Consider the following 24,206-nt stretch of genomic DNA (forward strand, 5'->3'; position numbering starts at 1 on the left):
GCGGCCGCGGAACCTGTCCCGCCAACGGAGACGAATTGAATAAGAACGGGGCGCGGCGGCCTTGCGGACCCGGTTTTACGGCCAGACGACTGACCGTAAAACGCGCGCGAATCTGGCATTTTACCCGATTTCCGGTCCGCTTCGGGGAGACTTCGGATGGGCGCGGCGCGGGCGGTGGCGCAATGGCTCAGGGGCTCGCGCGGCCGTCGTCGCTGCGTCATCCCCGCGCCGTCCCCAATAGGCCGGGCGCGCGAGCCGCGCTAACATACACGCTTCACTGACCACGCCGTACGAGATTCATCTTGGAGCACCCCGATTCACATGCCGCCGAAGCGGCTCACGAGCCGCTGCGCGGCGGTTTCACGTCCACGCGCTTCGTGCTGGTCGAGCCCAGCCATCCGGGCAACGTCGGCGCCGCGGCGCGCGCGCTGAAGACAATGGGCTTCTCGCGGCTCGTGCTGGTCGCACCGCGCGTACCGCAGGTGCACTGCGATCCCGAGGCCGTCGCCATGGCAAGCGGCGCCGACGACGTGCTGGCCGCCGCGCACATCGTGCCGACGCTCGCCGACGCGCTCGTCGGCTCCTCCTGGTCGCTCGCGCTGACCGCGCGTACCCGCGAATACGGACCGCCGCCGGCCGCGCCGCGTCTCGCGGTGCAGGATGCCTGCCGCCAGGTCGCGCACGGCGACATCGCGCTGGTGTTCGGCAACGAGCGCACCGGCCTGTCGAATGAAGACGTCGAGCGCTGCACCGCGCTCGCGCACATTCCGGCCAATCCGGCCTATAGCTCGCTCAATCTCGCGCAGGCCGTGCAGGTGCTGGCCTACGAACTGCGGCTCGCGTATCTGTCCGCGGAGACGCCGGGCGTCGCGCTGCCGACCGCCGGCGCGCAGGAAACGGCGACGCCGCTTGCCACCAGCGACGATATCGAGCGCATGTACGTGCATCTGGAAAACGCGCTGATCGCGCTCGATTTTCTCGATCCCGCCAATCCGAAGAAACTGATGTCGCGCTTGCGGCGTCTGTTTGCGCGTTCGGGGCTCGAGCGTGAGGAAGTCAACATCGTGCGCGGCATCGCCAAGCACATTCTCCTGAAGAGCAAGGACGGCGCGAAGTAGGCGTCTGCGGCGGTTTTCGGCGCGCTGGCGGGTCCAACCTTGATGGCCGCGTGGACTTCCGGGGCCGCGCGCGCCTTTCGCCTACAATCGACTGCACATCACAAGCAAATCAGCGTGGCTGCTAAGGGATTCGACTTTCCCTAAAACCACGCACGAGCCGCGCGCGCCACGCAGCGACGTCGCACTGATGACGCGCGGCCGGTTCCCCTGTTCCTCACGTTCGAAGCGTGTGAAAGCCATGTTCAAGAGACTTCGCGAAGATATCGCCACGATCCGCGAGCGCGATCCCGCCGCTCGCAGCGCCTGGGAAGTCCTCACCTGTTACCCGGGTCTGCACGCGCTCGTGCTGCATCGCTTCGCGCATGCCTGCTGGCGCGCGAAACGCCGCTGGCTCGCGCGTTATGTCTCGCAACTCGCGCGCTTTCTTACCGGCATCGAAATTCATCCGGGCGCGACCATCGGCCGACGCGTATTCATCGATCATGGCATGGGCGTCGTGATCGGCGAAACGGCGGAAGTCGGCGACGACTGCACGATCTATCAGGGCGTGACGCTCGGCGGCACCTCGCTCACGCGCGGCGCGAAGCGCCATCCGACGCTCGGCGCGGGCGTGATCGTGGGGGCGGGCGCGAAAGTGCTCGGCGGATTCACGGTCGGCGCGCAGGCCAAGATCGGCTCGAACGCCGTGGTCGTGAAGCCGGTGCCCGAAGGCGCGACGGCGGTGGGCAATCCGGCGCGTATCGTTGTACCGGCGGTTGTGCCCGCGGTTGCGCCGGCAGTCGGGTCCGCGGCCGCGCACGAGAAGGCGTCGCCGCAGCCGTCGAAGGCCGCCGCGCGCGAGGGCTTTTGCGCGTACGGCATTTCGCCGAACGCCGACGATCCGGTGTCGCTGGCTATTCACGGTTTGATCGATCACGCGGCGACGCAAACGCAGCGCGTCGATTCGATCGTCGTCGCGCTCGAACGTCTGGGCGCGCGCCTCGAAGCGCTGCATGGCGCCGATGCCGCGCTTGCCGAATTGCGTCGTCTTTCGGCGGGTTTCGAGGGCGGCGCTGCGCCTCGCGAAGCGGAGCAGGCGCGGTCGCGCGACGAGTCGACCGCGCGCGTTTGAGCGTTTCCGATCGGCGCCATCATCGCTCGCGTCACCAAATAAAACAGCCGCTTGAAGCGGCTGTTTTCGTATCCGGTGCGATCTCTCGCGCCTCGCGCCCTCAATCGAGCGGCAACATCCTGAACCCTTCCGCGTCCACGCGCAGAAAACCGCCACGCGGTTTGCCGTGATCGAGATCCCAGTCGGGCAGCACCCAGCGTGTGCCGCCGGGTTCCTGATGGCGCGCGGGCCGATGCGTATGACCGTGAATCATCGTGTTCGTGCGCGCGCGCTTGAACAGCGCCGCGACGCCTTTCGCCGTCACGTCGTATTTCGGCAGCGACGGCCCGTCGCGCCGTTCCTCGCTCGCGCGTCGCGCGCGTTCCGCGAGCGCGATGCGCCAACGATACGGCCACGCGAGAAACAGCAGTTGCGGCAGCCGGTTGCGCGCGAATTTACGGAAAAACTGATAGCCGCGATCGTCGGTGCACAGGGCGTCGCCGTGCGCGAGCGCGATGCGCGTGCCGAACGCGGTGATCGCGATGGGGTCGGGCAGCCAGATTGCGCCCGCCGCTTTCATGAAGCGTTTGCCCATCAGGAAATCGCGATTGCCGTGCATGATGTACAGCGCGATGCCGCGCTCGGAGAGCGTGTGCATCAACGCGGCCATGCGCGCGAAAAACGGATTGGCGAGCATGTCGTCGCCGATCCAGTATTCGAAGAGGTCGCCGAGTATGAACACCGAGTCGGCCTGATCGGCCGTCACATGGATGAAGTGTTCGAACGCGGCGACCGTGTGCGGAATCGCTTCATTCAGATGCAGGTCCGAGATGAAGAGAAACGGGCGCGCCGCGTGAGGGCGCTTGCCCTCGCCGGGCACGCCCGCGGCGGCGTGTCTGAGTGCCTTGTCCTGCAGCATCGATGAAGCGAGCGCCCTGTTGCGTTATTCGACGACGACAGCCTTCTCGATCACGACGTCGTCGACCGGCACGTCCTGATGGAAGCCCTTCGAGCCCGTCTTGACCGACTTGATCTTCTCGACCACGTCGAGGCCGTCGACGACCTTGCCGAACACGGCGTAGCCCCAGCCTTGCGGCGTCGGCGACGAGTGGTTCAGGAAGTCGTTGTCGGCCACGTTGATGAAGAACTGCGCCGACGCCGAGTGCGGGTCGTTGGTGCGCGCCATCGCGATCGAGCCGCGCACGTTCTTCAGGCCGTTGTTGGCTTCGTTTTCGATCGGCGCTTCGGTCGGCTTCTGCTTCATGCCGGCTTCGAAACCGCCGCCCTGGATCATGAAGCCGTCGATGACGCGGTGGAACACCGTGCCGTTGTAGTGGCCGCTGTTCACGTAGTTGAGGAAGTTAGCGACCGTCTTCGGCGCCTTTTCGGCGTTCAGTTCGAGCTTGATGACGCCGTGGTTCGTATGCAGTTCGACCATGATGGAATCCTTTGCCAGTGGGTGCCTGAGTGTCTGAGGCGGGGGTGAGAGGGCGGTGCGGTTTCGGCACGAGGCGGGGCGTTTGCCTTCGCGTGTGCCGGCGCCGCGCCGCGCGACGAATGGTGGGGTGTGCGGTGCTTGCTGCCTGCTCGCTGCTGGCGCGCTTACTTGCCGACCACGGTGGCCGACTGGATCACGACGTTCGTTTGCGGCACGTCGGACATCGGGCCGCGCGAGGTCGTCGGCGTGGCTTCGATCTTCTTCACGACGTCGAGACCCTGCGTGACCTTGCCGAACACGGCATAGCCGTTGCCGTCCGGATTCGGATAGTCGAGGTTGGCGTTGTCCACGGTGTTGATGAAGAACTGCGCCGTCGCCGAATTCGGGTCGCTCGTGCGCGCCATCGCGAGCATGCCGGTGGTGTTCTTCAGGCCGTTCTTGCTTTCGAGCGGAATGGGCGCGCGCGTGGGCTTCTCGACGAAGCTCGTGGTGTAGCCGCCGCCCTGGATCATGAAGCCGCGGATCACGCGATGGAAGATCGTGCCGTTGTACTGGCCGGACTTCACGTACTGGAGGAAGTTGTCGACGGTCTTGGGCGCCTTCTCGGGATAGAGTTCGACGCGAATGTCGCCATCACTGGTCTTGAAGAGCACCTGCGGATGCGCGGCTTGCGGGCCGTTCTGCGCAAAGGCGGGTGCGTTCGCGATCAGGGCGGCGCTACCGAGCGCCAACATCAACCATTTCATGAGTATCCTCGGAAGTGCGGGGAAAAACGTGTCGCAGTCACGCCGCGCGCGGCGTGCTGCGGCTTAGTTCGATGGCGCCACGAAGGGCGGCATCGCGAGCGACCCGGTCGGGCCGCCGAACTGGATCACCGGATTGTCGAGCATCGGCCCCACGCGCTTGGTGGTGCTTGCGTCCGATGCCGCCGATTCGCCGCGCGCCTTCTTCGACGCCGCCGGCGGATTGACGATCTTCTCGATGTCGGCGAGACGCTGCTGCGTGGGTCCGCTCGTGTGGCCGAGCGAGGAGGCGCGGCGGTACGACGCGTCGGCCAGACGCAGGTACAGGTCGCCGAGATTTTCCCACGCGAGCGTGTACGACGGGTTCGCCTTCGTGGCCGTTTCCAGCGCGATGCGGGCTTCGTCGTAACGGCCGTGCTTCGCGTAGAGCGCCGCGAGATTGTTATAGGGCTCGGGCAGTTCCGGGTAGCTCTGCGTGAGTTCGGTGAAGGCTTCGATCGCGTCGTCGTCGCGGCCGAGACGCGCGAGGATGGTCGCGCGCTTGAATTTCGCCTGCACGTCGCGCGGGTTCGTCTTGATGCGCGCGTCGAGTTCGTTCAGCGCCGAGGCCCAGTTGTGCTGGACGATGGCGGAGTCCGCGCCGGGCGTGCCGTCGGCCGTGGCGGGCGGTGCCGCATGCGCAGCGGACAGGCCGCCGAGAACGAAACCGACGCTCGCGAGAGCCGCCGCCGCAAAGGTCGCAGCGCGTGTCGCGCGGCCGCTGGAAGATTTCATAGGGTGAGGTCGCGGTGTTATACTCCGAGCCATTCTAACAAAAGGTCTGTGCGTTTTCGTCGCGTGAAATCGCAGCGCCCGGTTCGGTGCCAGTTCCGGCTGGTTACGGGAAGTTCCGGAACGGTTGCGCGCCAGCTTCGCGAGCGACATTGCAAACTTCGCGCAAACGTCATGCAGGCGTCGTCGCCCCGCAAGATTGCGCGCGATGCTGTGCTGAACGCCAGGCTTTCTTTCGCCACTCGTGGTCGTCTCCGCCCTGATGACTGATTGAGCGCGACTGTACGCAGCCTCCAGGAGCGCGGTGCTTCGCACGCACCCGCTGGCTGCTGTCGGCGCCGCCGCGGATTTCTTTCGACCCACGTATCCATCGTCTTTATGGAATCACTGCGCATCTACAACACGCTCGCGCGTGACAAGCAAAATTTCGTGCCACTCGAGCCCGGCGTCGTACGCATGTACGTCTGCGGCATGACGGTGTACGACTATTGTCACGTTGGCCACGCGCGTGTGATGGTGGTGTTCGACGTCGTGCAGCGCTGGCTGCGCACGCTCGGTTACAACGTGACCTATGTGCGCAACATCACCGACATCGACGACAAGATCATTCGCCGTGCGGTGGAAAACGGCGAAACCATCAAGCAGCTCACCGACCGTTTCATCGACGCGCTGCACGAAGACGCGGACGCGCTCGGCGTCGCGCGTCCCGATCACGAGCCGCGCGCGACCCAGTACATTCCGCAGATGCTCGACATGATCGGCATGCTGGAAAAGAACGGCTACGCGTATCAAGGTTCGGACGGTGACGTGAACTACGCGGTGCGCAAGTTCGCGCATTACGGCGCGCTCTCGGGCAAGTCCATCGAGGACCTGCGCGCGGGCGAGCGTGTGGCGGCGAACGATGCCAAGCAGGATCCGCTTGACTTCGTGCTGTGGAAACAGGCAAAACCGGAAGAGCCGGCGGACACGAGCTGGGACTCGAAATACGGCCGTGGCCGCCCGGGCTGGCACATCGAATGTTCGGCGATGGGCTGCACGCTGCTGGGCGATCATTTCGACATTCATGGCGGCGGGCAGGATCTGCAGTTTCCGCACCACGAAAACGAGATCGCGCAAAGCGAAGGCGCGACGGGCGAGAAGTTCGTCAATTACTGGATGCACAATGGCTTCGTGCAGATCGACAACGAGAAGATGTCGAAGTCGCTCGGCAACTTCTTCACGATCCGCGAAGTGCTGGCGAAGTACGACGCCGAAGTAGTGCGCTTTTTCATGGCGCGCGCGCATTACCGCTCGCCGCTGAATTACAGCGACGTGCATCTCGACGACGCACGCAACGCGCTCACGCGTCTGTATACGGCGCTCAAGGATGTGACGCCGGATGCCGGCGAGCTCGACTGGAACGAAGCGTACGCGCAGCGTTTCCGTACCGCGATGAACGACGATTTCAATACGCCGGTCGCCATCGCGGTGCTGTTCGAACTCGCAAGCGAAGTGAACCGCACGCGCGACACGGTGCTGGCGCGTCAGCTGCAGCGTCTGGGCCGCGTGCTCGGCGTGCTCGTGCGCGAACCGCGCGCGTTCCTGCAGCAGGCCGCGGGTGCGCAGGACGCGGGCGCGCTCGACGTGGCCGCGATCGAAGCGAAGATTGCCGCACGCGTCGCCGCGAAGCAGGCGAAACAGTATGCGGAGGCGGACCGGATCCGGGCCGAACTGCTCGATGCCGGTGTCGCGCTCGAAGACAAACCGGGCGGATTGACCGAGTGGCGCCGCGTATGAGCGGGCTGTCCAGTTTCCACTGATCGATTCGCGAGGCAGGAGGCAGGATGGCAACGGCCACGAAGACGCAGGCCAGGCGGTCTGCGTCGCTCACTGGCGCGGCAGGCGAGGCGGCGAAACGCGCCGCGCGCGGCCCCCAGAAACAGCAGGAAGCCGACGTCGCGAAGACGGACGGCGTCAAGAAGCGCGCGCTCAACGGCACGGCGCTGGAAGGCGCGGGCAAGACGCGCGCGAAGGCCAATGGCGCCGTCGACGGTGTCGGCGCGATGCCGGCCGCGTCGCCTGAAGGCGCGCATGGCGACGCTGCGGATGCAGCGGCGGCGCCCGCGCGCGGCATCGAGTCCGAGGTGGTGCGCCCCGACTATTGGGACAAGGCCTGCGCGGACCTCGTCAAGCGCGACCGCATCCTCAAGAAGCTCATTCCGAAGTTCGGCCCCGTGCATTTGATGAGCAGCGACGATCCGTTCGTCACGCTCGCGCGCTCGGTGGTCGGTCAGCAGATTTCGACGGCCGCGGCGCAGGCGCTGTGGCAGAAAGTCGAGGCCGCGTGTCCGAAGCTCGTCCCGCAGCAGTTCATCAAGCTCGGCCACGAAAAGCTCGCGGCCTGCGGGCTCTCGAAGCGCAAGACGGAGTACATCCTCGATCTCGCGCAGCATTTCGTGTCCGGCGCGCTGCACGTGGGCAAATGGACCACGATGGACGACGAGGACGTGATCGCCGAACTCACGGCTATCCGCGGCATTGGCCGCTGGACCGCCGAGATGTTCCTGATCTTCAATCTCGCGCGCCCGAACGTGCTGCCGCTCGACGACCTCGGTCTGATTCAGGCGATCAGCGTCAATTACTTCAGCGGCGAGCCCGTCACGCGCAGCGAAGCGCGTGAAGTGGCGGCTAACTGGGAGCCGTGGCGTACCGTCGCAACCTGGTATATGTGGCGCAGTCTCGAGCCTTCGTAAGCCCGGGACGATCGGGCGGAGCGCCGCGCGCGGGGTGCGTGGCAGTTCCGTCCCCGATTGATTTGTCCTGGTTCATTCAGAATTTTCCTATCGTTATCTCAATTCGATAGTTCTGCGCCGATTTCGACACGGGCCGGCGCGGTTAGAATACGCGCTGCCGCAAAGTGCAAGGATTCCAACACATGAAAACCACGTTTCTGGATTTCGAGCAGCCGATCGCTGAACTCGAAGCGAAGATCGAAGAACTGCGCTTCGTTCAGGACGACTCGGCTGTCGATATTTCGGAAGAGATCGACCGGCTGTCGAAGAAGAGCCAGCAACTCACGAAGGACCTCTACGCGAACCTGAGTCCGTGGCAGGTTTCGCAGATCGCGCGTCACCCGCAGCGTCCGTACACGCTCGACTACGTGCATGAGCTGTTCACCGATTTCCACGAACTGCATGGCGACCGTTCGTTCGCGGACGATCTCTCGGTGGTCGGCGGTCTCGCGCGCTTCAACGGCCAGGCCTGCATGATCATCGGTCACCAGAAAGGCCGCGACACGAAGGAGCGCGCTGCGCGCAACTTCGGCATGCCGCGTCCGGAAGGCTATCGCAAGGCCGAGCGCCTGATGCGTCTGGCCGAGAAGTTCGGCCTGCCCATCTTCACGTTCGTCGACACGCCGGGCGCGTACCCGGGCATCGGCGCGGAAGAGCGCGGCCAGTCGGAAGCCATCGGCCACAATCTGTACGTGATGGCCGAGCTCAAGACGCCGATCATCACGACGATCATCGGCGAAGGCGGTTCGGGCGGTGCGCTCGCGATCGCAGTCGCCGACACGGTCATGATGCTGCAGTTCTCGACGTACTCGGTGATCTCGCCGGAAGGCTGCGCGTCGATCCTGTGGAAGAGCGCCGCCAAGGCGCCCGAAGCGGCTGAAGCGCTGGGCCTCACGGCGCACCGCCTGAAGGCGCTTGGTCTGATCGACAAGATCGTGAACGAGCCGCTCGGCGGCGCGCATCGCGATCCGAAGGGCATGGCCGCGCTGCTGCGCCGTGCGCTGTCCGACTCGCTGCGCCAGTTCCAGGGCATGAGCATCGCCGAGCTGAAGGACCGCCGTTTCGAGCGCCTGATGGCCTACGGCAAGTTCAAGGAAACGACGCCGGGCGCGTAAGCGCACGCCGTCATCAACGTCCGGCGCTCGCGCGCCGTCACGCCTTGACCGACCATCCCGCATCCGACGCCGGGCGCATCGTTCTCGATGCGCTCGGCGTTGTGCTTTCCACGCTCCCCGACGACGCGCGTATCGCGATTGCATACAGCGGCGGGCTCGACTCGTCTGTGCTGCTCGACGCGGCGGTGCGCGCGGTCGGGCCGGCGCGTCTCGTGGCGCTGCATGTCCACCACGGCCTGAGTCCGAACGCCGATCATTGGCTCGCGCACGGCGAGGCGACGGCGCGCGCGTATGGCGTGGCGTTCGACGCACGCCGCGTGGAGGTGGCGCACGACGATCCGTCCGGTGTGGAAGCGGCCGCGCGCGAGGCGCGTTATCGTGCGCTGGACGCGATGTGCGCCGCGCACGGCGCGCAGTCGCTCTGGCTCGCCCAGCACGCAGACGATCAGGCCGAAACCGTTTTGCTGCAATTGCTGCGCGGTGCCGGGCTGGCGGGCCTCGCCGCAATGGCGCCCGAGCGCGCCGTGCCGGGCGCGGTGCCGCGCGTGCGGCCGCTGCTGCATTTGTTGCGCGCGCAACTTGAGCGCTACGCGCACGCCTGCGATCTGCGCTGGATCGAGGACGAATCAAACGAAGACACGCGTTACGCGCGCAACGCGCTGCGTCACGACGTAACGCCCGCGCTCTCGGCGCATTTCCCCGGCTTTCGCGAGGCGCTCGCGCGCACGGCGGCACATGCGGCGTCGGCGCAGCGTCTACTCGACGACCTCGCGCGCATCGATCTGCGCGACGCCTCGCAGGGGGACGGCGACGCGCTGTCGCACGCAGCGCTCGTCGCGCTCGACGACGCGCGCGCGCTCAACCTGCTGCGCTACTGGATGCGCACGCGCGGCATGCCCGCGGCGTCGACAGCGCGTATTGCCGATGCCTTGCGTCAGCTGCGCGAGGTCGCGCTCAAGGGCGAAGGTGGCGATCACGCGTTGCGCGTCGATCATGCGGGCTTCACGTTGCGCTGTTATCGCGGACTCGTCAGCTGGGGCGATGCGCGCGGCGCAATCTCATCAATTGGCTCATCACGCAACGCATCAGACAGCGAGGAATCGATGGACGACGGCAATGTACGCGCACCCGTGCAACTGGACTGGCGCGGCGAGGAAGTGTGGCGTTTGCCGACGTGGCGCGGCAGTTTCGTATTCGCGCCCGCCCACGCCGACGATCCCGACGCCGTCCCCGAAACCGTGCTTCAGCGCACGCCGCTGATTGCGCGTGCGCGTTCCGGTGGCGAGCGTCTGCGCGACGAAGCGGCCAACGTGAGCCGCACGCTCAAGAATCTTTTTCAATCGCACGGCGTGCCCGCCTGGGAGCGCGACGTGCCGCTGCTTTACGCGGGTGAGACGCTGTTGTTCGTGCCCCGCATCGGCGTGAATCGCTCGGCGTTCAGCGCAAGCGAAGGCGGCGAGGGCGATGCTGCGGCGGTAGGCCAGCGTTGGCGTCGCATCGAATGGCGCGAGGATCTGACGATCGCGTGATCGGCCGTCACGCGTCGTACGAGACGCGCCCGCGCGTCGCGGTCAAATTTGCCGTTTCGCCGGAGTTCGTGCGCGCCGACCTGGACCGTACGCCGCAAATCCTTGCCACACAAGCCTTTTTCGCCTCCCGCAGACCATTTTCGTCTTGTAATTTTGACCTCGATCGGGTAGGGTAACTCGTTTGTCCAGCCCGCTTTTTCGCGTTCACGGACGCCGTCAAAAGCGGCGCTCGCCGTGAAGGCGCGATTTTTCCTTCGAGCGGTTTCCATCCGACGGTTGCAAGGATGTCGTAGCGGTATGCGGGCGGAGCGCGCGGGTCAGCACGGCCACGCGGTTCCGAGGGCAAACTCCGCGTGTGCTGCACGCGCCGGAGCGCCGCCGCGGCCTCTATCCCGGGACACCCCCGGGCTTCCCCCGGCGGTGCCGAATCCCGGCGCGCCAGCGCGGTAACATCTCCAGTTCAGAACGACAATGGCACTCATCGTACACAAATACGGCGGCACCTCGATGGGCTCGGTCGAGCGCATCAAGAACGTCGCCAAGCGCGTCGCCAAATGGCACAAGGCTGGCCACAAGATGGTCGTGGTGCCCTCGGCGATGTCCGGCGAAACCAATCGTCTGCTCGGTCTCGCGAAAGAAATTTCGCCGCAGCCGAATCCGCGCGAGCTCGACATGATTGCGTCGACCGGCGAACAGGTGAGCGTCGGTCTGCTCTCGATCGCGCTGCAGGAAGCGGGCGTGGACGCCATCAGCTACACGGGCTGGCAAGTGCCGGTCAAAACGGATAGCGCCTTCACGAAGGCGCGTATCAACGACATCGACGGCGAACGCGTGCTGGCCGATCTCGACGCCGGCAAGGTGGTCGTGATCACGGGCTTCCAGGGCATCGATCCGGAAGGCCACATCACCACGCTCGGCCGCGGCGGTTCGGACACCTCGGCTGTGGCGGTCGCCGCCGCGCTGAAGGCAGACGAATGCCTCATCTACACGGACGTGGACGGCGTCTACACGACGGACCCGCGCGTGGTCGACGACGCGCGCCGCCTCGACCGCATCACGTTCGAAGAGATGCTGGAAATGGCCAGCCTCGGTTCGAAGGTGCTGCAGATCCGCTCGGTGGAATTCGCGGGCAAGTATCAGGTGAAGACGCGTGTGCTCTCCAGCCTGACCGACCCGATGATGAACCTCGACGAGGAAATGAAGTCGGGCACCCTGATTACCTTTGAAGAAGACGAGACCATGGAAAAAGCAGTCATCTCGGGTATCGCGTTCCAGCGCGACGAGGCCCGCATCATCGTGATGGGCGTGCCCGACAAGCCGGGCATCGCGTATCAGATTCTCGGCCCGGTCGCCGACGCGAACATCGACGTCGACATGATCATCCAGAACCAGAGCGTGGACGGCAAAACCGACTTCACGTTCACGGTGCCGCGCGGCGACTATCAGCGCGCCATCGACGTCCTCAACAACCAGGTGAAGGGCCACGTGAACGCGGAGCAGGTGCTGGGCGACGCGAAGGTCTCGAAGGTTTCCGTGGTTGGCGTGGGCATGCGTTCGCACGTTGGCGTCGCGAGCAAGATGTTCCGCACGCTGTCGGAAGAGGGCATCAACATCCAGATGATTTCGACGTCGGAAATCAAGATCTCGGTGCTGATCGACGAGAAGTACATGGAGCTGGCGGTTCGCGCGCTGCACAAGGCTTTCGAGCTCGAGCACGCGTAAATCGCGCATGGCGTGACGCGAATGTGACGGTCAGTTTTGTCTTGAGATGCCACTGCAAACCTTCGCCTCCACCTCGTCTGCAGGGCAGCAGAAAAAAGTTTGCGAAAAAAGCGTCTTATGAATTGACCGAAGCGTTTTAACCCGCTATGATCTTGGCTTCGTTGCGCTGCCTCCCTGGCGCGAACGAAGTTTTCGGGAGACGTGGCCGAGAGGTCGAAGGCACTCCCCTGCTAAGGGAGCATCTGGGCCAAAACCTGGATCGAGGGTTCGAATCCCTCCGTCTCCGCCAGTAAAATGGCGGTGAAAACCCCGCAAGTCTCGGCTTGCGGGGTTTTTCTTTTTCCGCGCGGAAAATCGTCATACGCGAATTTGCGGTGTTTGCGTGATCGTATTTTTCTGAAAGACATTTCGCGGCTTCCTGCCTTTCTGCTTCCATTCTTTTTTCAATTCGATCGACGTTTCGATTCAACGGATTTTTCCCAACAATCGAGATAATCAGGATGGCGAAGTAAATGGCGCAAAAGTTTTTTCCTTGTCAGCCGTTATTGCGTTCGTGCGTTCTAGACACTGCGTGACGTCGATGCATGCGGGTGGCACGGCGATGACAGGCCGCCTGCAGGTGGAGCCGATACGCTGCGCCAGTCGGTGCTATTCTCGCGTCGCTGTTGCGTCTGTCGTGTCGGTTGCTGCGTTCGCTGTTGCTTTAAATCGTCGCTGTGTAACCAGACGTTACCCCGGTGAACGCGCCGTGCTTTTGTGCATCAGTTATTACAAAGTTGAAATACGCGGGCCGGGGAGCCTGCGCTATATTGGCTTCAACAAAACATCAACCCCAAAAGGTGAGTCCATGAAGTTCGCTCGTGTTGTTGCAATGCTGCTCGGGGCTTGGCTATCGGTGCGTCGAGCGTGGCGATGGCTGGCGTGAGCGTCGGTGTCAACATCGGTATTCCGGCCCCGGTTTATGTCGCGCCCGCACCGGTCTATGCGCCGCCTCCGCCTCCGCCGGTCGTCTATCAGCCTGCGCCGGTCTATGCCGCGCCGGCCATCGTGATCGGCTGGCACGGCGATCGTTATTGGGATGGTCGCCGCTACTGGGGCCGCGACGACTGGTATCGCCATCATGGCGGTTACGGTCCTGGTGGCCCGGGCCGTGGTCATGGCGATCGTGGCGGTCCTCCGGGACACTGGCACTAAGCCACTCAGGCGCGCGTGCGTGACACGCGCGGTGGCCTCTGGCGTTCGCGCCTGAAGATGCGCATCGCGCAGGCCAAAGAAAAAGCCGCCCTCGGGCGGCTTTTTTCATGCGGTAACGCGTGACGCTGCTAGCGTTTCGCCGTTGCGTCCTCAACGAAGCAACGCAGCTCGGACTTACTCGCCGAGATTCGCCATTCCGCCAACGACGGCGTTGAAGCCCGCATCGACATGGACGATTTCCGCCGTCACGCCGCCCGCCAGATCGGAGAGCAGGAACGCGGCCGTATTGCCGACCTGTTCGATCGTCACGTTGCGTTGCAGCGGTGCATTGTGCTCGACGAAGTCGAGAATCTTGCCGAAGCTCTTGATGCCCGCAGCGGCGAGCGTCTTGATCGGGCCGGCCGAGATGCCGTTCACGCGCACGCCCTTTGCACCCAGCGACACCGCGAGGTAACGCACGCTCGCTTCGAGCGACGCTTTCGCGAGACCCATTGTGTTGTAGTTCGGGATCGCGCGTTCGGCGCCCAGGTAGGTGAGGGTGAGCAGCGACGCGTTGTCGGCGAGCATCGGCTGCGCGGCTTTGGCGAGCGCGGGGAAGCTGTACGCCGAGATGTCGTGCGCGATGCGGAAGTTCTCGCGCGTCATGCCGTCGAGGAAGTTGCCCGCGATGGCTTCGCGCGGCGCGAAACCGATCGAGTGCACGAGGCCGTCGAGCGTGTCCCAGCGCTGCTTGAGGTCGGTGAACAGCGCCTCGATCTGCGCGTCGTCGGCGACATCGCAGGGGAACACCAGGTTGCTGCCGAATTCCTGAGCGAATTCCGTGATGCGGTCCTTGAAGCGATCGCCGACATACGTGAACGCGAGTTCTGCGCCTTCGCGCTTGCACGCCTGCGCAATGCCGTAAGCGATCGAACGGTTCGACAGCAAGCCGGTCAACAGGATGCGTTTGCCAGCGAGGAAGCCCATGAATTCTCCTAAATCAGGTCAATACGCCGGGCGCCGGACGAGGCGGCGCCGCGCGGTTTGGGTAGAATTCTCTCACAATTGACTTGGCACCCCGGACAAATCCCTTTCTATGACGACAGGTACGCGAGGCAGGCAAACGCGCGTGGCGCGTGGGGCAAATCATCCTGCCTGGCGGCACGGCTGGCGATCCACGCTGGCGGGCGTCGCCGCGATGCTGACCGTGTGCTTCGCGGCCATGCCGCAGGCGCACGCGGTCTATGCGATCGCGCAGTATGGTGAGCCGAAGTATCCGGCCGACTTCAAGCACTTCGATTACGTGAACCCGGACGCGCCGCGAGGCGGCACGCTCGTGCTCGCGAATCCCGACCGTCTGACGAGCTTCGACAAATTCAATCCGTTCACGCTGCGCGGTAATTCGGCGCCGGGTCTCGGCATGCTGTTCGAGAGCCTCACGACGGGCAGCATGGACGAAGTCGCCTCCGCGTACGGTCTGCTCGCCGACGACATCCGCATCGCGCCCGATCGTCTCTCGGTCACGTTTCATCTGAATCCGCGCGCGCGTTTCTCGAACGGCGACCCCGTCACCGCCGACGACGTGAAGTTCTCGCTCGACACGCTCAAGAGCCGCCAGGCCGCGCCGTCGATGCAGGCGTATTACAGCGACGTCACGCGCGCCGTGGTGGTCGATCCGGCGACCATCCGCTTCGAGTTCCGCAGCAACAACCGCGAGCTGCCGTTCATCGCGGGCGGCTTGCCGGTGTTCTCGCACAAGTGGGGGCTGCGCCCGGACGGCAGCCGCATCGCCTTCGACCAGCTTGCGTTCGAGCAGCCGATCGGCAGCGGACCGTACGTGATCGAGCGCTATTCGAACGGCCGCACCATCACCTATCGGCGCGACCCGAACTACTGGGGCAAGGATCTGCCCGTGCGTATCGGGCAAAACAACTTCGATCAGATCGTCTACAAGCTTTATTCCGACGACGTCGCGCGCCTCGAAGCCTTCAAGGCCGGCGAATACGATGCGCTCGTCGAATACGTCGCGCGCAACTGGGTGCGGCGCGACGTCGGCAAGAAGTTCGACAGCGGCGAACTCATCAAGCGCGAGTTTCCGCAGCATAACGGCACCGGCATGCAGGGCTACGTGATCAACCTGCGCAAGCCGATGTTCCAGGACGTGCGCGTGCGCCAGGCGCTCGATCTCGCGCTCGATTTTCAGTGGCTCAACCGCATGCTGTTCTACAGCCAGTACAAGCGCATCGACAGCTGGTTCGTGAACACCGATCTGCAGGCGAAGGGCGCGCCGTCGCCGGGCGAACTCGCGTTGCTCGAACCGTGGCGCAAGCAGCTCGATCCGGCCGTGTTCGGGCCGCCGCCCGCGCAGCCGAATACCGATCCGCCGGGCTCGCTGCGCGCGAATCTGCTCAAGGCGCGCGAACTGCTCGCGCAGGCCGGCTGGACCTATCGCAACGGCGCGCTGCGCAACGCGCAAGGTCAGCCTTTCGTGTTCGAGGTGATCGACGATACGGCCGCCTCCGCGCAATGGGCGCCGATCATGGCGCAGTACACGCAGGCGCTCGCGCGGCTCGGCATTCGCATCAACTATCGCTCGGTGGATTTCGCGCTGTATCAGAAGCGTCTCGACGATTTCGATTTCGACATCACGACGATCCGCTTTCCCGACGTGCAGGTGCCGGGCGCGGAGCAGCTCGACCGCTTCGGCAGCAAGGCAGCGGGCGAACCGGGTTCGGGCAATCTGATCGGCCTGAAGTCGCCGGCCGTCGACGCGATCCTGAAGGCGATGATGCAGGCGCAGACGCGCGAGCAACTGCTCGACGCCACGCACGCGCTCGACCGGGTGCTGATGCACGGCTACTATGTGGTCCCGCAGTGGTATAGCGCGACGCATCGCGTGGCCTACAAGAACACGCTCGCGTATCCGTCGAAGCTGCCGCTGTACTATGGCGCGACCGACTGGATCATCTCGACGTGGTGGCTCAAATCGCCGGCGCCATCGTCACAGCCATCGCCAAAGCCATCGCCAAAGCCATCGCCAAAGCCATCGTCAACGCCGCCGCAGCCGCAGCACTGATCCTCTTCGAAGCGAGCACAGAATCATGTGGAGCTACATCGTCAAACGCCTGCTGCTGATGATCCCGACGTTGCTCGGCGTGCTCACGCTGACCTTCGCCGTGATCCAGTTCGTGCCGGGCGGGCCCGTCGAACAGGCCGTGCGCGATCTGCGCCGCGGCGCGGAGCAGGGCATGCCGTTCGGCATGCGCGCGCACTCGGGCGTCGACGCGCAGCAGATCGCGCAACTCAAGCAGCTCTACGGTTTCGACAAGCCGCCGCTGCAACGCTATTTCCTGATGCTCGGGCGCTTCGCGCGTTTCGATCTGGGGCAGAGCTACTTCCATCATCAGAGCGTGTGGAAGCTGATCATTTCGAAGCTGCCGGTGTCGATCAGCATCGGTTTGTGGACCTTCTTTCTGACCTATCTGATATCGGTGCCGCTGGGCATCGCGAAGGCGGTGCGCAACGGCTCGCGTTTCGATCTGATCACGAGTCTCGTCGTGCTGATCGGTTATGCGATTCCAGGTTTCGTGCTGGGCGTGCTGCTGCTCGTGCTGTTCGGCGGCGGCACCTTCCTGCAACTGTTTCCGCTGCGCAATCTCACCTCCGACGACTGGGACACGCTCTCGCTCGGCGGCAAGATTCTCGATTACCTCTGGCATATCGCGCTGCCGGTGACGGCTTCGGTGGTCGGCAGTTTCGCCGTGACCACCATGCTCACGAAGAATGCGTTCCTCGAAGAGATTCGCCGCCAGTACGTGCTGACCGCGCGCGCCAAGGGGCTGTCCGAGCGCACGGTGCTCTGGAAACACGTGTTCCGCAATGCATTGCTGCCGCTCGTGGTGGGCTTTCCGGCGGCGTTCATCGGCGCGTTCTTCACGGGCAGTCTGCTGATCGAAACGCTGTTTTCGCTCGACGGCCTCGGCCTGCTGTCGTATGAGTCGGTGGTGCGGCGCGACTATCCGGTCGTGCTCGGCACGCTGTACCTCTTCACGCTGATCGGTCTGCTCACCAAGCTGATTTCCGATCTTTGCTACGTGTGGGTCGATCCCCGCATTCAATTCGAACAACTGGAGCGCTGAGTTGAACCGAGTCCGCACCGGCGCCGAATCCGACCTGCGCACCGAGAGCGTGCGCGCCTTCAAGTCGCCCACGCCCGCACGCCGCGTATGGCTGCGCTTCAAGCAGCAGCGCCTCGGCTACTGGAGCCTGATTATCTTCGTCGTGGCGTTCGCGGCGAGCCTCGCGGGCCCGCTGTGGTGCAACGACAAACCGATCGTCGTGCGCTACGAAGGGCATCTGTATTTCCCGCTTTTCAAGGACTATCCGGAGACCGCATTCGGCGGCGACTTCCCGACGCCCGCCGACTATCTCGATCCGTACGTGCGTCATCGCTTCGATGCGCCGGGCAACTTCGCGATCTATCCGCCGAACCCGTACTACTACGACACGCTCAATTATTTCTCGAAGGTGCCGAACCCCGCGCCGCCGTCGCGGCAGAACTGGCTCGGCACCGACGCAAGCGGGCGCGACCTGTTCGCGCGGCTCCTGTACGGCTTCCAGGTGTCGGTGGAATTCGGGCTCGTGCTCACGGCCATCGGCACGGTGCTCGGTGTGCTGGCGGGGGCGATACAGGGCTATTTCGGCGGGCGCGTGGATATCGTCGGTCAACGGCTGATCGAGATATGGAGCGCGATGCCCGAGCTGTATCTGCTGATCATTTTCGCGTCGATCTTCGAGCCGGGCTTCATCCTGCTGATCGTGCTGCTCTCCCTGTTCGGCTGGATCGGCTTGTCCGATTACGTGCGCGCGGAATTCCTGCGCAACCGCAATCAGGACTACGTCCTCGCCGCGCGTGCGATGGGTTTGTCGAACTGGCAGATCATCTGGCGTCACGTGCTGCCCAACAGTCTCACGCCCGTCATCACGTTCCTGCCGTTTCGCATGAGCGGCTCGATTCTCGCGCTCACCAGTCTCGACTTTCTGGGCCTCGGCGTGCCGCCGCCCACGCCGAGCCTCGGCGAGCTGCTCGCGCAGGGCAAGGGCAATCTCGACGCCTGGTGGATTTCGATGTCGACGTTCGGCGTGCTCGTCGTCACGCTGCTGCTGCTCACCTTCATGGGCGACGCGCTGCGCAACGCGCTCGACACGCGCATCGCCGACGCGATGAAAGCCGGAGGCAATCAGTGAGCGCCATGCCTCAAGACATCCCCGCGCCGCTGCTCTCGATCGAGCATCTGAGCGTGCGCTTCGGCGACACGCTGGCGGTCGACGACATCGCGCTGGCGATCGGGCGCGGCGAGCGTGTGGCGCTCGTCGGCGAATCGGGTTCGGGCAAGACGGTGACGGCGCTCGCGATCCTGCGTCTGCTGAGCGACGCGCGGATCGACGGCACGATCCGCTTCGACGGCGAAGACCTCGTTGCGAAGAGCGAACGCGAGATGCGCGGCCTGCGCGGCAACGACATCGCGATGATCTTCCAGGAGCCGATGACCGCGCTCAATCCGCTCTATACGATCGGCGAGCAGATCGCGGAAACCATCGTGCTGCACGACGGCGTGACGAAGAAGGAAGCCTATGAGCAGGCCGTGGGGCTGCTGGAGCGCACGGGCATTCCCGAGCCGCGCCGGCGCCTGTTCAACTATCCGCATCAATTGTCGGGCGGTCAGCGTCAGCGCGTGATGATCGCGATGGCGCTCGCGTGCCGTCCGCGTCTGCTGCTCGCCGACGAACCGACCACGGCGCTCGACGTGACCATTCGCGGTCAGATCGTCGAGTTGCTGCTCGAATTGCAGCGCGAGGAGGCGGCGCGGCGCGGCATGTCGGTGCTGCTGATCACGCACGACCTGAACCTCGTGCGCCGCTTCGCGCAACGCGTGGCGGTGATGGAGAAGGGCAAGCTTGTGGAGACGGGCGCGGTCGAGCAGATTTTCGAGGCGCCGAAGCATCCGTACACGCAGCGCCTGATCGCGAGCCGGCCCGAGCGCAACGTGCTGCCCGTTTTGCCGATCGCGCCGGTGCTGCTTGAAGCGAAGCAGGTGAGCGTCGATTTCGCCACGAAATTGCCGGGGTTCAAGGGCTGGTTCGAGCGCGGGCGGTTTCGCGCGGTAAACGATGCGAGCGTGTCGGTGCGCCAGGGCGAGACGCTGGGCATCGTCGGCGAGTCGGGGTCGGGCAAATCGACGCTCGCGATGGCGATGCTCGGTCTGCAGCGCACGGCGGCGGGCGCGGTCGAGTTCCAGGGGCGTGCGCTCGCGAGTTATCAGGGCCGCGACAAGCTCGGTTTGCGCTCGCATCTGCAGGTGGTCTTTCAGGACCCGTTCAGTTCGCTTTCGCCGCGCCAGACCGTGGAGCGCATCGTGGGGGAGGGGCTCGCGCTGCATCGCGCCGATCTCTCCGCCGAGGAGCGCCGCAAGCGCATCGTGGGCGTACTGCGCGAAGTGGGGCTCGACCGCACGGCGCTGCAACGCTATCCGCACGAATTTTCCGGCGGCCAGCGCCAGCGAATCGCCATCGCGCGCACGCTGGTGCTGGAACCGCGCGTGATCGTGCTCGACGAACCGACCAGCGCGCTCGACGTCTCGATCCAGCAGCAGGTGCTGCGTTTGTTGACCGATCTGCAACGCAAGTACAACCTGGGCTACGTGTTCATCAGCCACGACCTCGAAGTGATCGGGGCGATGGCGCACCGCGTCGCCGTGATGCAAAACGGGGCCATTGTCGAGACGGGAGATGTAACAAAAATCTTTGACGACCCCATTCATCCTTACACGCGAAAGTTGCTGAAAGCTGCGTTCGATCGATGAACGTTCGAAGAACTTTAGGGGGAATTTTGGTGAAATTCACCAATGAGGTGCGCATCGCGATTGTATTTTTCTATAAGTTTTGACACACAAATACTTACTGGCTAGTATCGTCCAAACTTTTCTTCTAACTCCCTGATTTACGGGCAATTTCTACCGACCCATGCAGCACCGATACTTGACCCAGGCTTGCACGCGCGTCGTCGCCGGGATGTTCATCGGCGTCCTGATGGCAGCAGCTCCCGGCGCGTTCGCCGACGAAGCTAGCAGCTTCAACCAGAATGTCTCATTTTCGCCGAGCAATTCGGCGAATGCGCAGTCGCTCCCCGCCGTTCAAAACGCTACCCAGACCGCATCGCCGGCTGCCCCGGCTCCGTCCGAAGGCGGCGCGAAGTCGTTCCTTTCCGGCATGGCCGGCAAAGCGGGCGACGTCGTGGTGGGCGCGCTGAACATGATCGGCGTGCGTTACCGCTGGGGCGGCAACACGCCGGATTCGGGGCTCGATTGCAGCGGTTTCGTGCGCTACGTGTTCCAGGACACGCTGGGCCTGAACCTGCCGCGCCGCGCCGAGGAAATGAGCCGCGTCGGCGAGAAGGTGAGCATGAGCAACCTCAAACCGGGCGACCTCGTGTTCTTCAACACGATGCGCCGCACGTTCTCGCACGTGGGCATCTATATCGGCGACAACAAGTTCGTGCACTCGCCGTCCACCGGCAGCACGATCCGTGTCGACGATCTGGACGACGGCTATTGGGAAAAGCGTTTCACGGGCGCACGCCGCGTTGAAACGTCGTTCACGCCGGATCAGGCGCAAAGCCTCAAGCAGCGCGTGAGCGCGCAGTTCGACGGCAGCGGCAACTAAAGTATTGCGTTGGGGTCTGCCGGTCCGCTACTGCGGCATCGGCGCAAAAAAAGCCTGCTTCATACGAAGCAGGCTTTTTTGCGTTCGGGCGCTTATGTAGCGCGTGGTTCGCGCGCTCAGGCCGCGCGTGCCGCCGCGAGCTTGCGCTCGATTTCCGCCGCCGCGCGCGCGCCGGCTTCCTCGCCCGCGAGTATCGCGGCGTTGCGCTGCGTGAAGTCGCTGCTCGACATCGCGTTGAGGCTCGGACGAATCACTACGTCGGCGTACTTTTCGAGCTCGTAGGTCTTGATCGACTGACCCATGATCGTGAAGGTCTGCATCAGCACGTCGAACTGGCTCAGCGTCGAGGCCGTTTCCGGGCGCGCCGAGATGTCCACGGCGATCACGAAGTCCGCGCCCATCTTTTTCGCGAACGAGGCCGGCACGGGGCTCACGAGGCCGCCGTCGACGTATTCGTGGCCGCCGATCTTCACCGGCTCGAAAATCGACGGAATGCTGCACGACGCGCGCACCGCAATGCCGGTGTTGCCGCGCTGGAACAGGATCGGCTGGCCGGTTTGCAAATCGGTGGAGACCACGCCGAGCGGCTTGGCCATTTTCTCGATCGGGCGGTCGTGCAGCGTCGTGTTCAGGAAGTTCTGCAGCGCGATGCCTTGCAGAATGCCGCGCGTGCGGAACGGCATGGCCCAGTCGCTGATCGAGGCTTCGTCCATCGTCAGCGCGAGCTTGTTGATCGCGAAACCGTTCAGGCCCGACGCGTAGAGCGCCGCGACCACTGAGCCCGCGCTCGTGCCGGTGATCAGATCGACCTGGATGTTGCGCGCCTCGAGTGCCTTGATTACGCCAATGTGCGCGAAACCGCGCGCAGCGCCGCCGCCGAGCGCGAGACCCACGCGGATCGGGCGCGGATTGCGCGCGACGGGCGGTGGAGCGACCTGCGGCTTGTTCTGCGGCGTCTCCGTGCCCGTGGTCGTGCAGGCGGCGAGGACCGAGGAGGCGGCCGCGAGCGAGGTGAGCGACGCGAGCGAGAAATGGCGGCGGCTCAGTGACAGCGAGGCGGCGGGCGCCGCAGACTGCGGCTGATCGAGATCGTTGTGCTGGTCAGGCTTCGAACGGGACTTCAAGCAATTTCTCCAGGCGGCGCGGGCAGGAACGTCGAGCGTGTGGCGGGCGCGCCGCATTTTTTCTCGCGGACCGCGGCTGCGGACCGGGCGAAACTGGCGAGGAAGCCAGCGCGCCGACATGATAAGGCAAAGCAATACGCGATCACGCTTCGTACGTGTAACGCGGCGTGACGTGGCGCGCCATCGCGTCAGGTTCTTGCCGGCTGCGGGCCGCGCCCACTCCCGGCAAGGCCGAAGCCGCTGGCGGCGGGTATAATCCCGTCTCTAATTTTCCCGGTTTTCGTTCGCGTGAGCGCCGTGCGCCGTCGGGCTTTTCCACGAGCCCGCCGCGCCGCCACGGCCCGCGCCGCGAACCTTCGCCGAGCGCCGCCGACAGAACGCGTGCGCGACGTTGTCCGCCTTTCGCGCAACGCCGCCGCGCCTTCCGCTCGCCGGCCGGCATCGTCCTCGAGTATTCGCCCATGACCACGACTCCCGTCCGTACCCGCTTCGCGCCGAGCCCGACCGGCTTCATCCACCTCGGCAACATCCGCTCCGCGCTCTATCCGTGGGCGTTCGCGCGCCGCAACGAGGGCGTTTTCGTGCTGCGGATCGAGGACACCGACGTCGAGCGTTCGACGTCCGAATCGGTCGACGCGATCCTCGAAGGCATGCAGTGGCTCGGCCTCGATTTCGACGAAGGCCCGTTCTACCAGATGCAGCGCATGGACCGTTATCGCGACGTGCTCGCGCAAATGCAGCAGCAGGGTCTCGTGTACCCGTGCTACATGTCGACGGAAGAACTCGACGCGCTGCGCGAACGTCAACGTGCCGCAGGCGAGAAGCCGCGCTACGACGGCACGTGGCGTCCGGAGCCGGGCAAGGTCCTGCCGGTGCCCCCCGAAGGCGTGCAGCCCGTGCTGCGCTTCCGTAATCCGCTCACGGGCGTGGTCGCCTGGGACGACGCCGTTAAAGGCCGCGTGGAAATCTCGAACGAGGAACTCGACGACCTCGTGATCGCGCGTCCGGACGGCACGCCGACCTACAACTTCTGCGTGGTCGTCGACGACCTCGACATGAAGATCACGCACGTGATTCGCGGCGACGACCACGTGAACAACACGCCGCGCCAGATCAACATCCTGCGTGCGCTCGGCGCCGAGCCGCCGGTCTACGCGCATCTGCCGACCGTGCTGAACGAGCAGGGCGAGAAGATGAGCAAGCGCCATGGCGCGATGAGCGTGATGGGATATCGCGACGCCGGTTATCTGCCGGAAGCGGTGCTCAACTATCTCGCGCGCCTCGGCTGGTCGCACGGCGACGCGGAAGTGTTCACGCGCGAGCAGTTCGTCGAGTGGTTCGACCTGGAGCATCTGGGCAAGTCGCCGGCGCAGTACGACCACAACAAGCTCAACTGGCTCAACAACCACTACCTGAAGGAAGTCGACAACGCGCGCCTCGCGGAGCTGTCGAAGCCGTTCTTCGCGGCGCTCGGCGTGGACGAAGCGGCGCTCGCGAAGGGCCCGGCGCTCGACGGCGTGGTCGCGCTCTTCAAGGATCGCGCGAACACGATCAAGGAAATCGCTGAAAGCGCGATGATGTTCTATCGCGAACCGCAGCCGGAAGCGGATGCGCTCGCGCAGCACGTCACCGACGCCGTGAGTCCGGCGCTCGCCGATCTCGCTGTCGCGCTGAAGGCTGCCGAGTGGACCAAGGAAGCGATCTCGGCCGCGTTCAAGGCCACGCTCGCCACGCACAAGCTCAAGATGCCGCAACTCGCGATGCCGGTGCGTCTGTTCGTTGCGGGCACCACGCACACGCCTGCAATCGACGCCGTACTCACGCAGTTTGGCCGTGACGTCGTGGTGAGCCGTATCGAACAAGGGCTTGCGAAGGGCGCTTGAAGTGGCT

The 24,206-nt window shown here is 64.6% G+C and carries 19 protein-coding genes, 1 tRNA gene and 1 pseudogene; 15 read left to right on the plus strand and 6 right to left on the minus strand.

The window, feature by feature from the left end; genetic code table 11:
- Window positions 1–302 precede the first annotated feature (302 nt).
- Complete coding sequence (locus tag G5S35_RS06180) at window positions 303–1,118, plus strand: RNA methyltransferase (protein WP_065060215.1); 816 nt, start codon at window positions 303–305, stop codon at window positions 1,116–1,118.
- A 238-nt stretch (window positions 1,119–1,356) separates the two neighbouring features.
- The gene (gene cysE / locus G5S35_RS06185; protein ID WP_065060214.1) at window positions 1,357–2,229 is read left to right on the plus strand and encodes a serine O-acetyltransferase; all 873 of its coding nucleotides are present in this window, start codon (window positions 1,357–1,359) and stop codon (window positions 2,227–2,229) included.
- Window positions 2,230–2,329: 100 nt separating this feature from the next.
- Here cysE and G5S35_RS06190 read toward each other — a convergent pair whose 3' ends face one another.
- The 4 genes from G5S35_RS06190 to G5S35_RS06205 form a co-directional block, all read right to left on the minus strand.
- Window positions 2,330–3,127 carry a UDP-2,3-diacylglucosamine diphosphatase gene (locus tag G5S35_RS06190; RefSeq protein WP_065060213.1) on the minus strand — a complete coding sequence of 266 codons (798 nt, stop codon included), beginning with the start codon at window positions 3,125–3,127 and terminating at the stop codon, window positions 2,330–2,332.
- 24 nt (window positions 3,128–3,151) lie between these two features.
- The gene (locus G5S35_RS06195) at window positions 3,152–3,646 is read right to left on the minus strand and encodes a peptidylprolyl isomerase (protein ID WP_065060212.1); all 495 of its coding nucleotides are present in this window, start codon (window positions 3,644–3,646) and stop codon (window positions 3,152–3,154) included.
- 164 nt (window positions 3,647–3,810) lie between these two features.
- The gene (locus tag G5S35_RS06200) at window positions 3,811–4,392 is read right to left on the minus strand and encodes a peptidylprolyl isomerase (protein WP_074984459.1); all 582 of its coding nucleotides are present in this window, start codon (window positions 4,390–4,392) and stop codon (window positions 3,811–3,813) included.
- A gap of 63 nt (window positions 4,393–4,455) precedes the next feature.
- Complete coding sequence (locus tag G5S35_RS06205; RefSeq protein WP_074984460.1) at window positions 4,456–5,163, minus strand: tetratricopeptide repeat protein; 708 nt, start codon at window positions 5,161–5,163, stop codon at window positions 4,456–4,458.
- Window positions 5,164–5,538: 375 nt separating this feature from the next.
- On the opposite strand from G5S35_RS06205, the gene cysS reads away from it, so the two are divergent.
- From cysS to G5S35_RS06240, 7 genes and pseudogenes are all read left to right on the plus strand, one after another.
- Entirely contained in the window at window positions 5,539–6,936 is a 1,398-nt protein-coding gene (gene cysS / locus G5S35_RS06210; protein ID WP_065060209.1) for a cysteine--tRNA ligase, read from the plus strand.
- Between the two features lie 47 nt (window positions 6,937–6,983).
- Window positions 6,984–7,892: a DNA-3-methyladenine glycosylase family protein gene (locus tag G5S35_RS06215; RefSeq protein WP_074984462.1), complete on the plus strand. Its 909-nt coding sequence runs from the start codon at window positions 6,984–6,986 to the stop codon at window positions 7,890–7,892.
- A gap of 182 nt (window positions 7,893–8,074) precedes the next feature.
- Window positions 8,075–9,046: an acetyl-CoA carboxylase carboxyltransferase subunit alpha gene (locus G5S35_RS06220; protein ID WP_065060207.1), complete on the plus strand. Its 972-nt coding sequence runs from the start codon at window positions 8,075–8,077 to the stop codon at window positions 9,044–9,046.
- Window positions 9,047–9,090: 44 nt separating this feature from the next.
- Window positions 9,091–10,575: a tRNA lysidine(34) synthetase TilS gene (gene tilS, locus G5S35_RS06225; RefSeq protein WP_124261200.1), complete on the plus strand. Its 1,485-nt coding sequence runs from the start codon at window positions 9,091–9,093 to the stop codon at window positions 10,573–10,575.
- Between the two features lie 471 nt (window positions 10,576–11,046).
- Window positions 11,047–12,297: an aspartate kinase gene (locus G5S35_RS06230; protein ID WP_074984465.1), complete on the plus strand. Its 1,251-nt coding sequence runs from the start codon at window positions 11,047–11,049 to the stop codon at window positions 12,295–12,297.
- Between the two features lie 195 nt (window positions 12,298–12,492).
- Window positions 12,493–12,586 (plus strand) — tRNA-Ser (locus tag G5S35_RS06235).
- 558 nt (window positions 12,587–13,144) lie between these two features.
- A pseudogene (locus tag G5S35_RS06240) lies at window positions 13,145–13,491 on the plus strand (hypothetical protein).
- Window positions 13,492–13,665: 174 nt separating this feature from the next.
- Here G5S35_RS06240 and fabI read toward each other — a convergent pair.
- Entirely contained in the window at window positions 13,666–14,457 is a 792-nt protein-coding gene (gene fabI / locus G5S35_RS06245; RefSeq protein ID WP_074984468.1) for an enoyl-ACP reductase FabI, read from the minus strand.
- Window positions 14,458–14,566: 109 nt separating this feature from the next.
- On the opposite strand from fabI, the gene G5S35_RS06250 reads away from it, so the two are divergent.
- The 5 genes from G5S35_RS06250 to G5S35_RS06270 all read left to right on the plus strand — a co-directional run bounded on the left by G5S35_RS06250 (window position 14,567) and on the right by G5S35_RS06270 (window position 21,192).
- The gene (locus G5S35_RS06250) at window positions 14,567–16,546 is read left to right on the plus strand and encodes an extracellular solute-binding protein (protein ID WP_183038743.1); all 1,980 of its coding nucleotides are present in this window, start codon (window positions 14,567–14,569) and stop codon (window positions 16,544–16,546) included.
- 25 nt (window positions 16,547–16,571) lie between these two features.
- Window positions 16,572–17,609: a microcin C ABC transporter permease YejB gene (locus tag G5S35_RS06255; protein ID WP_065060202.1), complete on the plus strand. Its 1,038-nt coding sequence runs from the start codon at window positions 16,572–16,574 to the stop codon at window positions 17,607–17,609.
- Between the two features lies 1 nt (window position 17,610).
- Entirely contained in the window at window positions 17,611–18,717 is a 1,107-nt protein-coding gene (locus G5S35_RS06260) for an ABC transporter permease (RefSeq protein WP_065060201.1), read from the plus strand.
- A 5-nt stretch (window positions 18,718–18,722) separates the two neighbouring features.
- Window positions 18,723–20,333, plus strand: coding sequence for an ABC transporter ATP-binding protein (locus G5S35_RS06265; RefSeq protein ID WP_065060364.1), 1,611 nt, complete (start codon window positions 18,723–18,725; stop codon window positions 20,331–20,333).
- A gap of 160 nt (window positions 20,334–20,493) precedes the next feature.
- Window positions 20,494–21,192 carry a C40 family peptidase gene (locus tag G5S35_RS06270; RefSeq protein ID WP_074984471.1) on the plus strand — a complete coding sequence of 233 codons (699 nt, stop codon included), beginning with the start codon at window positions 20,494–20,496 and terminating at the stop codon, window positions 21,190–21,192.
- 116 nt (window positions 21,193–21,308) lie between these two features.
- Here the strand turns inward: G5S35_RS06270 and G5S35_RS06275 are convergent, their stop codons facing one another.
- The gene (locus G5S35_RS06275; protein WP_373681674.1) at window positions 21,309–22,439 is read right to left on the minus strand and encodes a patatin-like phospholipase family protein; all 1,131 of its coding nucleotides are present in this window, start codon (window positions 22,437–22,439) and stop codon (window positions 21,309–21,311) included.
- Between the two features lie 338 nt (window positions 22,440–22,777).
- On the opposite strand from G5S35_RS06275, the gene gltX reads away from it, so the two are divergent.
- Complete coding sequence (gene gltX / locus G5S35_RS06280) at window positions 22,778–24,199, plus strand: glutamate--tRNA ligase (protein WP_065060199.1); 1,422 nt, start codon at window positions 22,778–22,780, stop codon at window positions 24,197–24,199.
- Window positions 24,200–24,206: the final 7 nt, after the last annotated feature.

Origin of the sequence: Paraburkholderia tropica (assembly GCF_014171495.1) — a bacterium.
Lineage (GTDB): Bacteria > Pseudomonadota > Gammaproteobacteria > Burkholderiales > Burkholderiaceae > Paraburkholderia > Paraburkholderia tropica.